10 protein-coding genes and 1 pseudogene are annotated in these 15,048 nt (G+C 70.5%); 6 read left to right on the top strand and 5 right to left on the bottom strand.

The features are described from left to right. Positions 1–23: 23 nt before the first annotated feature. From QP939_RS37935 to QP939_RS37925, 3 genes are all read right to left on the bottom strand, one after another. Positions 24–1,568, bottom strand: a complete 1,545-nt coding sequence (locus QP939_RS37935; protein WP_285451267.1) for a cellulase family glycosylhydrolase — start codon at positions 1,566–1,568, stop codon at positions 24–26. A 10-nt stretch (positions 1,569–1,578) separates the two neighbouring features. Continuing rightward, positions 1,579–4,506: a glycoside hydrolase family 48 protein gene (locus tag QP939_RS37930; RefSeq protein WP_285451266.1), complete on the bottom strand. Its 2,928-nt coding sequence runs from the start codon at positions 4,504–4,506 to the stop codon at positions 1,579–1,581. A gap of 364 nt (positions 4,507–4,870) precedes the next feature. Beyond that, entirely contained in the window at positions 4,871–5,866 is a 996-nt protein-coding gene (locus tag QP939_RS37925) for a LacI family DNA-binding transcriptional regulator (RefSeq protein ID WP_285451265.1), read from the bottom strand. Between the two features lie 250 nt (positions 5,867–6,116). Here QP939_RS37925 and QP939_RS37920 point away from each other — a divergent pair, with 250 nt between their 5' ends. The 6 genes and pseudogenes from QP939_RS37920 to QP939_RS37895 all read left to right on the top strand — a co-directional run bounded on the left by QP939_RS37920 (position 6,117) and on the right by QP939_RS37895 (position 13,462). Beyond that, entirely contained in the window at positions 6,117–7,421 is a 1,305-nt protein-coding gene (locus tag QP939_RS37920; protein WP_285451264.1) for an ABC transporter substrate-binding protein, read from the top strand. A gap of 4 nt (positions 7,422–7,425) precedes the next feature. Continuing rightward, positions 7,426–8,416: pseudogene (locus QP939_RS37915) on the top strand (carbohydrate ABC transporter permease). Next, on the top strand, positions 8,413–9,270 hold the full coding sequence (locus QP939_RS37910) for a carbohydrate ABC transporter permease (RefSeq protein ID WP_285451263.1): 858 nt from the start codon (positions 8,413–8,415) through the stop codon (positions 9,268–9,270). The pseudogene QP939_RS37915 and the gene QP939_RS37910 overlap by 4 nt, the downstream one beginning before the upstream one ends. Further along, positions 9,267–10,679, top strand: coding sequence for a GH1 family beta-glucosidase (locus QP939_RS37905; RefSeq protein ID WP_285451262.1), 1,413 nt, complete (start codon positions 9,267–9,269; stop codon positions 10,677–10,679). The genes QP939_RS37910 and QP939_RS37905 overlap by 4 nt, the downstream gene beginning before the upstream one ends. Before the next feature lie 636 nt (positions 10,680–11,315). Next, complete coding sequence (locus QP939_RS37900) at positions 11,316–13,250, top strand: IlvD/Edd family dehydratase (protein WP_285451260.1); 1,935 nt, start codon at positions 11,316–11,318, stop codon at positions 13,248–13,250. After that, positions 13,166–13,462 carry a DUF3040 domain-containing protein gene (locus QP939_RS37895; RefSeq protein WP_285451259.1) on the top strand — a complete coding sequence of 99 codons (297 nt, stop codon included), beginning with the start codon at positions 13,166–13,168 and terminating at the stop codon, positions 13,460–13,462. Before QP939_RS37900 ends, QP939_RS37895 begins: the two co-directional genes overlap by 85 nt. On the opposite strand, the gene QP939_RS37890 is transcribed toward QP939_RS37895, so the two are convergent. After that, positions 13,459–14,586 (bottom strand): NAD(P)-dependent malic enzyme, encoded by a 1,128-nt coding sequence (locus tag QP939_RS37890; protein ID WP_285451258.1) that lies wholly within the window; start codon positions 14,584–14,586, stop codon positions 13,459–13,461. The two genes, QP939_RS37895 and QP939_RS37890, sit on opposite strands and share 4 nt — an antisense overlap. 44 nt (positions 14,587–14,630) lie before the next feature. Further along, positions 14,631–15,047 carry a CBS domain-containing protein gene (locus QP939_RS37885; protein WP_285451257.1) on the bottom strand — a complete coding sequence of 139 codons (417 nt, stop codon included), beginning with the start codon at positions 15,045–15,047 and terminating at the stop codon, positions 14,631–14,633. Position 15,048: the final 1 nt, after the last annotated feature.

Below are 15,048 nucleotides of genomic sequence, written 5' to 3'. Positions count from 1 at the left end.
GTGTGCTCCTCTTCGTTGTCGGGTTACGAGGTGCAGGAGGTGGCGCCGACGGCGAACCCGGTCGGTGTCCCGCCGGAAGGGCCGGTCGCTTGGAAGCCGATGGCCACCGAGGCCCCGGCGGCCAGGTCGGGCGCCCAGGTCGGTGCCTTGGCCGTGGCCTGCTGGCCGGTCTGGGTGACCGTCGCGTTCCAGCCGCTGGTGATCTGCGTCCCGGACGGCTCGGTCCAGCCGAGCGCCCAGCTCTTGAGCGGCGACGTCCCCGTGTTCTTGAGGGTCACGGAGGCGACGAAGCCGCCTTGCCAGCTGTTGTCGACGTGGTAGGTGACGGCGCACGACACCGCGGGCGGCGGATCCGTGGTACCCCCGCCGCCGACCGGTGGGATCAGGTAGGGCTGCAGGATGGCCTGCTTGGCCTGGTTGACCGTGGTCCAGTCGTCGTTGAGGATGCCGCCGGTGTCCCCGGAGTTCGGGTTCCACGACCAGTACGTGAAGCTCATCCCGGTCGCGCCCGTCCCGGCGTACTTCATCAGCTCCTGCAGCCATGTCTTGTCGCGCGGGTCGGCCAGCGTCGAGCCGAACTCGCCGAGCAGGACGGGTGCGACGTTCTGCTTCTGCAGGTAGCCGAAGAAGTGGTCCCACAACGCGGGCAGGTTGGCCGGGAACGCCGGGTCGGAGAACCACGGCTGGGCGAACACCGACGTCGCGTACTCGTGCGCCGAGTAGACGAGCTTGTCCGGTTCGGACAGCCGCACCGGGAACTGCCGGGCCCCGGAGAGGTTGCCGCCCCACCAGCCGCACTGCGGATCGCCGGTGCCGCTGACGCAGTCGACGCCCTCGACGACGATCAGCCAGTCCGGGTTCGCGGCCAGCACGGCGTTCCCGGCGCGTTCGGCGGCGAGCCGCCAGTCGGTCGCGGTGTCGCCGCAGCCCCAGCACGCGCCGCCGCCACCCTGGATCGAGTGCGGTTCGTTGTGCAGGTCGGCGCCGATCACTGTGGTGTTGCCCCGGTAGTGCTGCGCCAGCATCGTCCAGTCGGAAATCCAGCGGCTCTCCGAGTACGCGCTGGTGTACCAGAGCGGGGACTGCGCGCCGGAGTCCGGCCGGTGCCGGTCGAGGAGCACGCGCATGCCCTTGGTGCCGGCGTAGGCGATGATCTTGTCGAGCACCTGCAGCCCGGACAGCCCCTGCAGGTCCGGGTTCTGGACGGCGTCGATGCTGGTCGGCTTCGACCCGGCGTCGAACAGCTGGTTGGAGTACGGCAGCCGCAGCGTGTTGTAGCCGAGGCTCGCCATCTGGTCGAGCATGTCCTTGTAGTTGCGGCTCCACAGGCCGTGCGGCGAGTAGTTGCCGGTCTCGGCGCCGAACCAGTTGATCCCGGTCATCCGGACCGGCGCACCGGTGGCGTCGACGAGCTGGGAGCCGACGGCGTGCCAGTACCCGGTGCCGGTTCCGGCGAGGCCGGAGCTTTCACGTGAAAGCTCCGGGGCGGGGGCCGCGGTGGCCGGGGACGCCGTGAGAACGGCGCCCCCGACCAGTGCGGCGACCGCCAGTGCGAGCAGTCGCTTCATCGAGTGCCTTTCAGCCGAACAGGGCGACGTGCGCGGCGAACGCCGTGGCGATCTCCGACTGCGCCCAGAACCGGTGGTAGGTGAACGTCGGCGCGGCGCCACCGTCCAGGTAGGACTGGACCTTCGGCCACTGCGGATCGCTCTTGTAGAACGAGCGGATCGACAGGAACGTGGAGCTGGAGCTGATCGCGTCGCCGTTCGGCATCGTGCCGGTCCAGCCGCTCGGGACGTACAGGCCCTGATCGGTGGTGGCGTTGTAGGCGTCGTCGAACCGGTTGTAGTCGCTCCGGGTCTCCGGCACCGCGATGCCCTTGGTGTCCGCGTTCGCCGAAAGCGCGGTCAGCAGCTGCTCGCCCACGCTCTTGGCCTGGGCGTTGGCCGACCCGGACGCGTAGTAGAGCAGCGTCTTGGCCAGCGAAGCGGCGACCCCGACGTCGTTGCTGTAGTTCTTCACCGCGACGTGGAGGCCGGTGTTCGAGCCGGGGCTGGTGGCGTTCCAGGTGTCCGGCGCGCCGCTCCAGGTCAGGTCGGACGGGATCTGGAACGAGCCGCCCGCGCCGACCGTCGTGTTCGCCAGCGCCCACGGGACCCACTTGTCGAGGATCTTCTTGGCGCGGGCGTCGTTGGTCGCCTGGTAGTACTCGGCGATGCGTTCCATGCCCCACGTCTGGAAGCCGAACCACTGGTTGCTCGGCGGGTCGTGCCAGACCGGCTGCCAGTCGTAGAACATCCCGTAGAACGTCGGCGTCCCGCTGGGCGGGGTGCCGTACTGGCCGTCCCAGCTGTTCGTCGCCCCGCCGGCGAGCCCGCCTTCGGACGACTGCAGCCACTGCAGGAACTCGAGCTGGCGGCCGAGGCTGGTCGCCCAGTCCTGCGCGCCGGTCGCCGACGTGACCTTCAGGCCGGGGTCGGCCGACAACGCGTACGCGGCCAGCGGGTTCTGGTAACCCTGGTGCGCCGCACCGTCGCCGATGCGCCACGCCCACGCGCTGGCGGAGTCCATCGAGCCGCCCCAGGCGTAGTACCAGGAAACCAGGTAGTGCTCGCTGTCCTTGCCGGTGCCCGCCGCGCAGCTCGACGCGCCGACGCAGTTGCCGATCTTCTTGAAGTACTTGTCGAACAGCGAGTACCGCAGGTAGTCGCCCATCTTCGACGCCTTCTTGACGACGGCGGCGATGTCGGAGCTCTTGCCCTGTGCCGCGGCCCACTTCTCGGCCTGGAAGGCCACCTGCACCGCGCGGGCGTCCGCGTCGGGCGCGTTGGTGTACTTCCACTGCTTGGCGTAGGACGAGTCGCCGGTGAACAGGTCGAGGTAACCGTTCTTGCCGCCGAACTTCAGGACGTCGCAGCTGGGCTGGGTGACGGTCTCCCAGACCGACTCCTGCGAACCGCGCTGGAAGGTGTTGATGAACGCGGGCGCGGTGTTCGTGCCGTCTTCGCAGTGGCCGAACTGGTAGATGTTGTCCACGTCGAGCAGCCAGTGCATGCCGTAGACGTCCGCCGAGCCGTAGGCCGCCTTGAGCTCGGCCGCGATCGGGTCGGCCCCGACGGACACGCCGCTCTGCAGCTGCGACGGGTACGACTTCGGGCTCGGGTACTCCGCCGCGTAGGTCGCCGGCTTGCTCGCGTTGTAGCCGGAGTTGCCCGGCTGGTCGGCGGCCGACGGGATCGCGTACGTCTCGATCGACGTCCACGCCTGGTTGAACGGGGCCCAGTCACCGGTGATCCGGCCGTAGGACGCCTCCAGCCACAGGTAGTAGCTGAACGCCTCCGACGTCGTCTCGTGGCCGTGGTCCGGCGCCTCGACGATCAGCGTCTCGATCGAGTGGTAGGGCACCAGGATGTTCCCGAACTTGCGGAAGTAGCCGTTGTTCGGGTCCTTGATCTTGTTGTACTGGGTCAGGAACGCGAGCTGGTAGTCCGAAGTGGACGACGAGATCTCGTTGACCGTCACCGTCGCGGCGGCGTAACCGCTGCTGCTCGCGATGAAGGTCGCGCTGCCCAGCTCTCCCCCGTTGTCGGCGCTGGTGACCGTGACGTTCTGGGCCACGTTCCAGTTCGACGGGGTGAAGGTGAGGCTCGCCGGGCTCGCGGTCAGGTCCGTGCTGCCCGCGGTCCGGGCCACGGCGACGGTCACCGGCGCGGTGGGCGCGCCGGCGAGGGTGAGCGCGAACGTCGTCGTCCCGCCCTGCTTGACCTGGGCCGTCGCCGGGGCGGCGACGATCGTGGGTCCGGAAAGGACCTTCACGCTGACCGGCGCGGACGTGGTCGAGGCGTTCTTGTTGTCGTAGGCCTTGGCGGTGACCGAGTACGTCCCGGCCGGGACGTTGGCCCAGCTCCCTTCGAACGGCGCGGCCGTGTCCGTGGCGAGCAGTGTGTCACCGGCGTAGAACTCGACCTTGCTCACGGTGCCGTCGGCGTCGGCGGCGGTCGCCGCCAGCGGGATCGTCGCCGGGGCGTAGTAGGTGCCGGTCGACGCGGGCGAGGTCAGGCTGACGGTCGGGGCTTTGTTGGCCCCGGTGCACGCGGTGCCGTTGACGGAGAAGTCCGTCGGCGGGCGGTTGGCCGACCCCTTCGAGCCGTTGAAGCCGAACGACGTGCTCGCCCCGGTGCCGAGGTGGCCGTTGTACGACATGTTGGTCGCGGTGACCGCCGCGCCGGTCTGGGCGAAGGTGGCGCTCCAGCCCTGCTGGACCTTCTGCCCGTCGAGGAAGGTCCAGCCGACCTGCCAGCTGTCGAGCGGGGCGCCGTCGTTGCGCAGCGAGACGTTGGCGGTGAACCCGGTGTCCCAGTCGTTGGTGGTGTAGGTGACCGAACAGGCGACGTCGGCGCCGAGCGCCGGGGGTGGGGCGACGAGCGCGGCGGCGACCGCCACCGTGGCCGTGGCCAGGGCGAGCGGTCTGCCGCGCAGGCGGCGCATTCGGGGAGAGGAACGCATGGCTGCGGAACTCCTTTGTCCGTAGGGAGCCAGCGATCTGGGAGCGCTTCCAGGCGCAGACGGTAGCCAGCCGGAAACCTGGATGTAAAGAATCGAGTCAGAAGGACACCGCGCCGCCGGACGTCACTTCGGCGCGTCCGGCGAAGGAGGAGGCACTGAACACTCCTGAACAGCCGCCACCGATCGTCGGCAGTTCACTCGAACGGCCTAGCGTGTCGATCACATTGAGTTGCGAAAGAACAGCGTTTAGGGCCGAACGCGTACATCTCACCAGCCCGGGCTGAAGGGGACCTTCAGTGCATGTGGCGCGCTGAAGGGGACTTTCCTCGCATCTAACGCCAGGAAAGTCCCCTTCAGCTCGCGGTCAGCTCGACGCGCGGACCGCCAGCGAGACCGGCAGGATCTGCTGCCGCGGTTTCAGGTTCTGGTCGTCGAGCAGCTGCATCAGCGTCTCGACCATCGCGTGCACCTGCTCCCGCGGGTCCTGGTGGACCGACGTCAGCGGCGGGTCCATGGCCGGGGCAAGCGTCGCGTTGTCGTCGAAGCTGACCACCGCGACGTCGTCCGGGATGCGGCGACCGGCCGCGTCGAGCGTCCGCAGCGCCCCCACCGCCATCATGTCGCTCGCGACGAACACCGCGTCGAGGTCCGGGTGGCGGGCCAGCAGCGCCGACATCGCGTTCGCGCCGCCGGACAGCGTGAAGTCGGCCTCTTCGGCCAGGTCGGCGGGGTCGAGCCCGGCGTCGAGCAGGGTCTTGCGCCAGCCCGCGAGCCGGTCGATCGGGGCGCTCTGGTCCTGGGGGCCGGCGATCGTCGCGATCCGCCGCCGCCCGTTCGCGACCAGGTGCTCCACCGCCAGCCGGGCGCCGCCCTCGTTGTCGAAGTCGACGACGTGCACCCCGCGGCGGATGCCGGCCGCCTGGCCGCCGAACACGACCGGGATGCGCAGCAGCCGCAGCGCCTTGGGCAGCGGGTCGGCGCGGTGCGGGGCGAACACCAGCGCACCGTCGACGTGGCCGCCCTCGAGGAACCGGACCGTCTTGCTCAGGTCCTCGCGCGTGTCGCTGAAGATGAGCACCATCTGGCGGCCGACGTCGGCGAGCTCGCGGTACCCGGCGCGCATGACGGCCGTGCGGTACGGGTCGTCGAGCAGCCGGGCCTCGGGCTCGGAGAGCACCACGGCGATCGCGCCGGTGCGGCGCGTGACCAGCGACCGCGCCGCCTGGTTCGGGGAATAGCCCAGGTCACGGGCCGCGGCGAGGACCTTCTCGCGCGCCGTCGCGCTGACGTACGCGTCGTCGTTCAACGCCCGTGACGCCGTCGACCGCGACACGCCGGCGAACGCCGCGACGTCCTCCAACGTCGGACGTTCCTCATCCCCTGCTCGAGGCCCCACGGCACCGCCCTCGCTCACCCACGACCACCCTGACGTCGACAGCTTAACGGTCACGGACAGCCACGTCCGGGAGCGCTCCTCGCAGGAAACGCTCCGGTTACGACCTCTTGACACCGGTGAAGCCCCCCACCAGACTCTCCGACACCTGGGAGCGCTCCCAGTCGGCCTCCCAGCAGTGAGAGCGCTCATTCCCGTCAACAAGGTGGTTGGACACGTGAGAACGATCCGGAACGGCCTGGTCCTCGCACTGGGCATCACGATGACGGCGCTCGGCGCCACGGCCTGCAGCGGGGGCGGTGACCAGCAGACCCCGGCCGCGGCGGGCCCGAACGAGCACGTCGACCTGACGCTGGCGACGTTCACCGAGTTCGGCTACGAGGCCCTCATCCCGGAGTACGAGCGGCTGCACCCCAACATCAAGATCACCCACCGCAAGACCGGCCAGGGCGGCCCCTACCACGAGGACCTCGTCACCAAGCTCGCCGCCGGCTCGGGCCTCGCGGACGTGACGGCACTCGAAGAGGGCCACCTGTCCGACTTCCTCGACAAGGGCTCGAAGTTCAACGACCTCAGCAAGATCGGGCCGGCCGACGCCTCCCCCGACCGCTGGCTGCCCTGGAAGTACGAAGCCGCCAAGACCAAGGACGGCAAGCTCATCGGCTACGGCACCGACATCGGCCCGCTCGCCATGTGCTACCGCAAGGACATGTTCAAGGCCGCCGGCCTGCCGGACGACCCCGAAGCGGTCAAGCCGCTGTTCGCCACCTGGGACAGCTACTTCGCCGCCGGCGCGGACTTCGTGAAGAAGTCGAACGGCAAGGCCTGGTTCGACTCGGCCGCCCAGAACTTCAACGCCATGGTCAACCAGCTCCCCCAGGGCTACATCGGCAACGACGACAAGCTGGCCGTCGAGAGCAACCAGGGCATCAAGGACGCCTGGACCAAGGTCACCGACGCCGTCGCCAAGGGCGAGTCGGCCAAGCTCACCGCGTTCAGCAACGAGTGGAACACCGGCTTCAAGCAGGGCGCGTTCGCCACGAAGGTCTGCCCGGCCTGGATGCTCGGCGTGATCAAGGAGCAGGCCGGCCCCGAGAACGCCGGCAAGTGGGCGGTCACCGCGGCGTTCCCGGGCGGCGGCGGCAACTGGGGCGGCTCGTACCTGACCGTGCCGACGCAGTCGAAGCACCCGAAGGAGGCCGCCGAGCTCGCGGCCTGGCTGACCGCGCCGGAGCAGCAGATCAAGGCGTTCCAGGCCAAGGGCACCTTCCCGAGCCAGGTCAAGGCCCTCTCCGACCCCGCGCTGCTGAGCAAGACCGACGACTACTTCGGCGGCACGAAGGTCGGCGAGCTGTTCGCCGAGCAGGCCAAGAAGGTCCAGAAGCCGCAGTACAAGGGCCCGGGCGACGGCCAGATCCAGGAGAACGCGTCCAGCCCGGCCCTGCAGGCGGTCGAACAGGGCAAGTCGGCCGCGGACGGCTGGAACCAGATGGTCGAAGCCGCGAAGAAGATCACGCGCTGAGCCGATGACCGTCCTCGACAAGGTCGCGCCGGAAAGGAGCAAGGCCGGGGAGCGCACGTCTCCCCGGCCCACCTTCCGGCACCGGTTGAGCCGGTGGGACGTCAAGGTCTCGCCGTACCTCTACATCGCGCCGTTCTTCATCCTCTTCGGGATCGTCGGCCTGTTCCCGCTGCTGTACACCGCGTACGTCTCGCTGTTCAAGTGGGAGGCGGGGAGCGACGACCCCGACTTCATCGGGCTCGACAACTTCAAGGGAGCTCTTCGCCGACGCGCAGTTCTGGAACGCGCTGACGAACACGATCAGCATCTTCCTGCTCTCCAGCGTCCCGCAGCTCATCATCGCCGTGCTGCTGGCGGCCCTGCTCGGCGCCCGGCTGCGCGGCGCGACCGGCTGGCGGGTGGGCATCCTGCTGCCGTACGCGGCCAGCCTCGTCGCCATCGGCATCATCTTCGCCAACCTCTTCGGCCCCAAGTACGGGCTGATCAACGGCGTGCTGCAGACCATCGGGCTGGACCCGGTCGACTGGCAGGCCAGCCGCTTCGGCAGCCACGTCGCGATCGCGATCATGGTCAACTGGCGCTGGACCGGCTACAACGCCCTGATCGTGCTGGCGGCCATGCAGGCCATCCCGAAGGAGCTGCACGAAGCGGCGCTGATCGACGGCGCCGGCACATGGCGCCGCTTCTTCAACGTCACGCTGCCGCTGCTCAAGCCGACGCTGATCTTCGTCACCATCACCTCGACGATCGGCGGCCTGCAGATCTTCACCGAGCCGAAGCTGTTCGACGCCATGCCGGGGTCGAACAACGGCGGCTCCACCAACCAGTTCCAGACCGTGACGCTGTACCTCTACCAAACGGCTTTCCAGAACGCCGATCTCGGCTACGCCTCGGCGATCGCCTGGGTGCTGTTCGTGATCATCGTGCTCATCGCGCTGGTGAACTTCTTCCTCACCGGCCGGATCGCCCGCACCCCGGCGGTGAAGAAGAAATGACCACACTCCAGAGTGGACTGCGGCGGAAGGTCGCCACGCTCGGCAAGCCGCGCAAGGCGACCTACGTCGTGCTGGCGATCTTCGTGCTCGGTTCGCTGTTCCCGTTCTACTGGTCGTTCCTGGTGGCCAGCCGCGACAACGGGATGCTCACCGAGCGCATCCCGCCGTTCGTGCCCGGCGGCAACTTCTTCGCCAACGCCTCGCGCGTGTTCGACACCGTGCCGTTCTGGAAGGCGCTGGCCAACAGCCTCATCGTGTCCGGCACGGTGACGCTGACGACGGTGCTGTTCTCCTCGCTGGCCGGGTTCGCCTTCGCGAAACTGCGGTTCCGGGGACGCAACAAGCTGTTCGTGTTCATCGTCGTCACGCTCGCGGTGCCCACCCAGCTGGGCATCATCCCGCTGTTCATCGCGATGTCCGAACTGGGCTGGGCGGGCAGCCTGACGGCGGTGATCGTGCCCAACCTGGTCACCGCGTTCGGCGTGTTCTGGATGCGGCAGTACACAGTGGACGCGCTGCCGTACGAGCTGATCGAGGCCGCGCGCGTCGACGGCTGCAGCATGATCCGGATCTTCTGGAACGTCTGCCTGCCCGCGGTGCGCCCGGCCGCCGCGATCCTCGCGATGTTCACGTTCATGATGTCGTGGAACGACTTCCTGTGGCCGCTCGTCGTGCTGGACGCGGGGAACCCGACCGTCCAGGTGGCGCTGGAGAAGCTCCAGAGCGGCTACTACGTCGACTACTCGCTGGTGCTGGCCGGAACGACCCTGGCCACCATCCCGATCCTCATCGTCTTCGTCCTCCTCGGCCGCCAGATCGTGGCCGGGATCATGCAAGGTGCCGTGAAAGGGTGAACATGTCCGTACATCCCGACAGCGTTCGGGCGGAGACCGCGTTGATGTTCCCGCCTGGCTTCGTCTGGGGCGCCGCCACGGCGGCGTTCCAGGTGGAAGGAGCCACCACGGCCGACGGGCGCACCGACTCGGTCTGGGACGTCTTCGCGCGCCGTCCGGGTGCGGTCGTGGGCGGCGACACCGGCGACCCGGCGGCCGACCACTACCGGCGGTACACCGAAGACGTCGCCCTGATGCGGCGCCTCGGCCTCGGCGCCTACCGCTTCTCGCTGGCGTGGCCGCGGGTGCGCCCGGACGGCGGCGAGCCGAACGCGGCCGGGCTGGCGTTCTACGACCGGCTGGTCGACTGCCTCCTCGAGGCGGGCGTCCAGCCGTGGGCGACGCTGTACCACTGGGACCTGCCGCAGGCGCTGGAGGAGAAGGGCGGCTGGACCAACCGCGACACCGCCTACCGGTTCGCCGAGTACACCGAGACGGTGCTGGCCCGGCTCGGCGACCGCGTCGCGAGCTGGTCGACGCTGAACGAGCCGTGGTGCGCGGCGATGCTCGGCTACGCGGGCGGCATCCACGCGCCGGGCCGCACCGAGCACCCGGCGGCCGTCGCGGCCACCCACCACCTGCTGCTCGGGCACGGGCTGGCGATGGACATCATCCGCCGCCACGCCCCGGAGGTCCCGGCGGGCATCACGCTGAACCTCTACCCGGTGGCCCCGCACGACCCGGCGAACGTCGCCGACGTCTCGGCGTGCCGCCGGATCGACGGCCTGCAGAACCGGCTGTTCCTCGACCCGGTCCTGCGCGGCGGCTACCCGGACGACCTGGTGACCGACCTGGCCCCGTTCGGGCTGGAGTCCGTGGTCCGCGACGGCGACGAGGCGACCATCGCGGCGCACGTCGACTGGCTGGGCGTGAACTACTACCGCGACTACCGGGTGGCGGGCCGCCCGGTGCCGGGCAGCGAGCCGGCGGGCCCGGAGTGGGTCGGCGCGGGCGACGTCCACTTCGTCCCGGACCCGGCGGCCCCCCGAACGGACTCCGGCTGGGAGGTCCAGCCGGCCGGCCTGACGGAGTCGCTGCTGCAGGTCCACCGCGGCTACCGCTCGGTACCGCTGTACATCACGGAAAACGGAGCGGCGTACCCGGACGTCATCGGCGACGGAGGCGACATCGTCGACACGGACCGGGTGGCGTTCTTGGATTCCCACCTGAGGGCGGCGCACGACGCGATCCAGGCGGGCGTCGACCTGCGCGGGTACTTCTACTGGTCCCTGCTGGACAACTTCGAGTGGGCGGAGGGGTACGCGAAGCGGTTCGGCTTGGTCCACGTGGACTACCAGACGCAGCGGCGCACGCCGAAGCAGAGCGCGCACTGGTACGCGAGGGTGATCGGGCTGAACGGCCTCGGCTGAGCCCGGCGGTTCCGCGGCGCCGCCCTGACCGGCGCCGCGGCCGCCCGAGGGGTGCGGCCGGACCCGGGTCGCCGGGGCCCGGGCCCGGCCGCCGTCCCGCGCACGTTGGTCGCGCGGCCGAGATTCGCCCGCACGCCGCCGAGGTCGCCCGCGCACGGCCGCCGGTTGCGCCGCGCGGCGGAGGTTCCCCGCTCCGCCGAGGTCGCGAATGACTCATTGGGGACCGCCGAGGTCGCGAATGAGTCATTCGCGACCTCGCTGCCGGGGCGGGCACTCCGCGGGTGACCGGCGCTGGCTCTCCCCCGTGCCGAGCGCGGGCAACCTGCACAGCCCGCCCGCGCCGGGCGCGGGAAGCTCGCATGCCGCACAGCACCCAGCGCGCGGGCGCGACCCGGTCCTGCCCGCATGGCCGCACCGCGCCCCGCGCCCCGTGCGCCCAACCCCGCCTGCACTGCGCGCCCCGCTCGGCGCCGCCGCGCTCACCCGGCGCGCTCCACCCCCGCCCGCAGCGGCGCACGCCCCGCTCGACCGCCGTCCTGAATGAGTCGTTCAAGACCTCCCAAGACCTGAATGACTCATTCACGACGTCTCGGCGGGGGCGTGCATTCCGCGGTCCGCGTTGCCAGACTGGCCGGTATGGGACTGCGCAGCGAAGCTTGGTTCGACAACCCCGCCGACCCCGGGATGACCGCGCTCTACCTCGAGCGGTACATGAACTGGGGTCTCACCCGCGAAGAGCTGCAGTCCGGGAAGCCGATCATCGGGATCGCGCAGACCGGCTCCGACCTCACCCCCTGCAACCGGCACCACCTGCAGCTGGCCGACCGGACCCGGGAGGGCATCCGGGAAGCGGGCGGGATCGCCATCGAGTTTCCCGTCCACCCCATCCAGGAGACCGGCAAGCGCCCCACCGCCGCGCTGGACCGGAACCTCGCCTACCTCGGGCTCGTCGAAACCCTCTACGGCTACCCGATCGACGGCGTCGTGCTCACCACCGGCTGCGACAAGACCACCCCCGCCTGCCTGATGGCCGCCGCGACCGTGGACATCCCCGCCATCGTTCTCTCCGGCGGGCCGATGCTCAACGGGTGGTTCAACGGTGAGCGCACCGGGTCCGGGACCATCGTCTGGAAGGCCCGCGAACTGCTCGCCGCCGGGGAGATCGACGATGCCGGGTTCATGGAGCTCGTCGCGTCCTCCGCGCCGTCGCCGGGGCACTGCAACACCATGGGCACCGCCTCCACCATGAACGCGCTCGCCGAAGCCCTCGGGATGAGCCTGCCCGGCTGCGCGGCCATCCCGGCTCCGCACCGCGACCGGGCCCGGATGGCCTACCGCACCGGGCTGCGGATCGTCGAGATGGTGCGCGAAGACCTCAAGCCGTCGGACATCCTCACCCGCGAAGCGTTCGAGAACGCCATCGTCGTCAGCTCCGCCATCGGCGGCTCCACCAACGCGCCCATCCACATCGGCGCGATCGCCCGGCACATCGGCGTCGACCTGCCGCTCGAGGACTGGCAACGGCTCGGGTACGCCGTTCCGCTGCTGGTCGACCTGCAGCCGGCCGGCAAGTACCTCGGCGAGGAGTTCCACCGGGCGGGCGGGGTCCCGGCCGTGGTGCACGAGCTGATGCGGCACGGCCTCGTCCACGAGGACGCGCCCACCGTCAACGGCCGCACCCTCGGCGAGAACTGCCGCGACGCCGAGGCGGGCGACCGCGACGTCATCCGCACCTTCGACACCGCGCTGACCGAAGACGCCGGGTTCCTCGTGCTGAAGGGCAACCTCTTCGACGCCGCGATCATGAAGTCCAGCGTGATCTCGCCCGAGTTCCGGCGGCGGTACCTGGCCGGTGGCGTGTTCGAGGGCACCGCCGTCGTCTTCGACGGGCCGGAGGACTACCACGCCCGCATCGACGACCCGGACCTCGGCGTCGACGAGCACTCGCTGCTCGTCATGCGCGGCACCGGCCCGCTCGGCTACCCCGGCTCGGCGGAGGTGGTGAACATGCGGCCGCCCGCGGAGCTGATCAAGCGGGGCGTGCACGAGCTGCCGTGCCTCGGCGACGGCCGCCAGTCCGGCACGTCCGGGTCGCCGTCGATCCTCAACGCCTCCCCCGAAGCCGCCGCCGGGGGTGGGCTCGCCGTGCTGCGGACCGGCGACCGGGTCCGGATCGACCTCGGCGCGGGCACCGCGGACGTGCTGATCCCGGACGAAGGCTCGCCCTGCGGCACAAGGAGCTGGCGGAGGCGGGCGGCTACCCGGTGCCCGAGTCGCAGACCCCGTGGCAGGAGATCCAGCGGTCGATGGTCGACCAGCTCTGCGACGGCATGGTGCTGCGCCCGGCCGTGGCCTACCAGCGGATCGCGGCGACCAAGGGCATCCCCCGCGACAACCACTGAAGGCGCGGCACTTTCACGTGAAAGTGCCGCTTCGGACGGGCGTGGAGCGGGTATCCCCGGAGTAGCCGAGGCGAGGAGGATCCCATGTTGCCGGAACGCGAACGCCACGCCCTCCGCGAGATCGAGGCCGAGCTGCAGGCGAGCGACCCCGCGTTCGCCGCCGCGCTGAGCGGCCGCACGCTGCGCGAGAAGTGGCGCGCCAACCTGCTGCTCGTGCTCTGCGACGTCACGGCGGTGGTGATGCTGATCGTCGGCCTGTTCGCCAGGAACGCCGGCCTCGTGCTGTGGGGCACGGTCGCCGCCGGTGCCCTCGTGGCGTGGCACATCGCCCGCGCCGAGTCGGCCCGCAAGTCCACTGCGGACAGCTCCACAGTGGACTAACCGGCCGCCTTCGCCGCGCCGGCGACCGCCTCCGCCACCGACGGCACCAGCTCCTCGTCGAACACACTCGGCACGATGTGCCCCGCGTCCGCGTCCTCGCCGACGACGTCCGCCAGCGCATGCGCGGCCGCCAGCAGCATCGGCGCGGTCACCCGGGGCGCGCCGGAGTCGAGCAGGCCGCGGAACATGCCGGGGAACGCCAGCACGTTGTTGATCTGGTTGGGGAAGTCGCTGCGGCCGGTGGCCACGACCTCCGCGTGCTCGCGCGCGGCTTCGGGGTCGACCTCCGGGTCCGGGTTGGCCAGCGCGAAGACGATCGCCCGGTCGGCCATCGTGGCGACGTCACCCGGGTCGAGCAGGCCGCCGGCGCTGACGCCGATGAACACGTCCGCTTCCCGCACCGCGTCGCGCACGCTGCCGGTGACACCGCCGGAGTTGGTGTTCTCGGCCAGCCAATGCTTCTCCCCCACCAGGTCGCGGCCTTCGTGCAGCACGCCTTCGCTGTCGCAGACGACGAGCCCCTCGGACCGGTACCCGGCGCGCAGCAGCAGCCGCGCGATGGCGCTGCCCGCGGCGCCCGCCCCGGCGATGACCACGGACGTGCCCTCGGGCTCGCGCCCGGTCAGCTTCAGTGCGTTGTGCAGGGCGGCGAGCACGACGACGGCCGTGCCGTGCTGGTCGTCGTGGAACACCGGGATGTCGAGCTCGTCGTGCAGCCGCCGTTCGACGGTGAAACAGCGCGGCGCGGCGATGTCCTCGAGGTTGATCGCCCCGAACGACGTCGCCAGGTCCTTCACGGTCCGCACCAGGTCGTCGGGCTCCCGGCTGACCGGGCAGATCGGCCACGCGTCGACGTCGGCGAAGCGCTTCAGCAGCGCCGCCTTGCCCTCCATCACCGGCAGGGCGGCGGCCGGGCCCTGGTCACCGAGCCCGAGCAGGGCGGACCCGTCGGAGACGATCGCGACGGAGTTCGCCTTGACCGTCTCGCGGGCGAGCACCGACGGGTCGTCGGCGACCCGCCTCGCCTGGTCGGCGACGCCCGGCGTGTAGTGCTCGGCCAGGTCGTCGGGGCCGTCCAGCGCGACGCGGGTCGCGACCTCCACTTTTCCTCGGCTGCGCGTCATACCCTTCGGGTACCCGCGCGGCTCGCCGGGGAATCGGGAACCGATCAGTCGTAGGACAGCGCCTCGACGAGCTCGCCCGCCGTCGGGTTCGACAGGGCGCGGGCCACGTCGGCCTGCGCGACGATGCCGACCAGCTCGTGGCCGTCGATCACCGGCAGCCGGCGGACGCGGTGCTCGGACATGGTCCGCAGGATCTCCTCGGCGTCGTCGTCCGCGCCGATCGTCACGGCCTCGCCCTGGGCCAGCTCACCGACGTGGACCGCGCGCGGGTCCTTGCCCTCGGCCAGCACCTTCACCACGATGTCGCGGTCGGTGATCATGCCCTTCAGCTTGTTGTCCTCGCCGCAGATCGGCAGGGCGCCCACCCCCTTCTGCGCCATGGTGACCGCGGCTTCGTGCACGGTGCCCGACGCCTGGGCGCAGGTCGCGTCCGCCGTCATGATGTCGCGTGCGGTGGTCATC

Source organism: Amycolatopsis nalaikhensis (assembly GCF_030264295.1).
Lineage (GTDB): Bacteria > Actinomycetota > Actinomycetes > Mycobacteriales > Pseudonocardiaceae > Amycolatopsis > Amycolatopsis nalaikhensis.
This window is presented reverse-complemented; position numbering and strand designations above follow the sequence as displayed.

Coding starts and splice junctions, on each gene's coding strand:
- QP939_RS37935 (WP_285451267.1), bottom strand. CDS start 1,568: ATGAAGCGACTGCTCGCACTGGCGGTCGCCGCACTGGTCGGGGGCGCC.
- QP939_RS37930 (WP_285451266.1), bottom strand. CDS start 4,506: ATGCGTTCCTCTCCCCGAATGCGCCGCCTGCGCGGCAGACCGCTCGCC.
- QP939_RS37910 (WP_285451263.1), top strand. CDS start 8,413: ATGACCACACTCCAGAGTGGACTGCGGCGGAAGGTCGCCACGCTCGGC.
- QP939_RS37900 (WP_285451260.1), top strand. CDS start 11,316: ATGGGACTGCGCAGCGAAGCTTGGTTCGACAACCCCGCCGACCCCGGG.
- QP939_RS37895 (WP_285451259.1), top strand. CDS start 13,166: ATGTTGCCGGAACGCGAACGCCACGCCCTCCGCGAGATCGAGGCCGAG.
- QP939_RS37890 (WP_285451258.1), bottom strand. CDS start 14,586: ATGACGCGCAGCCGAGGAAAAGTGGAGGTCGCGACCCGCGTCGCGCTG.
- QP939_RS37885 (WP_285451257.1), bottom strand. CDS start 15,047: ATGACCACCGCACGCGACATCATGACGGCGGACGCGACCTGCGCCCAG.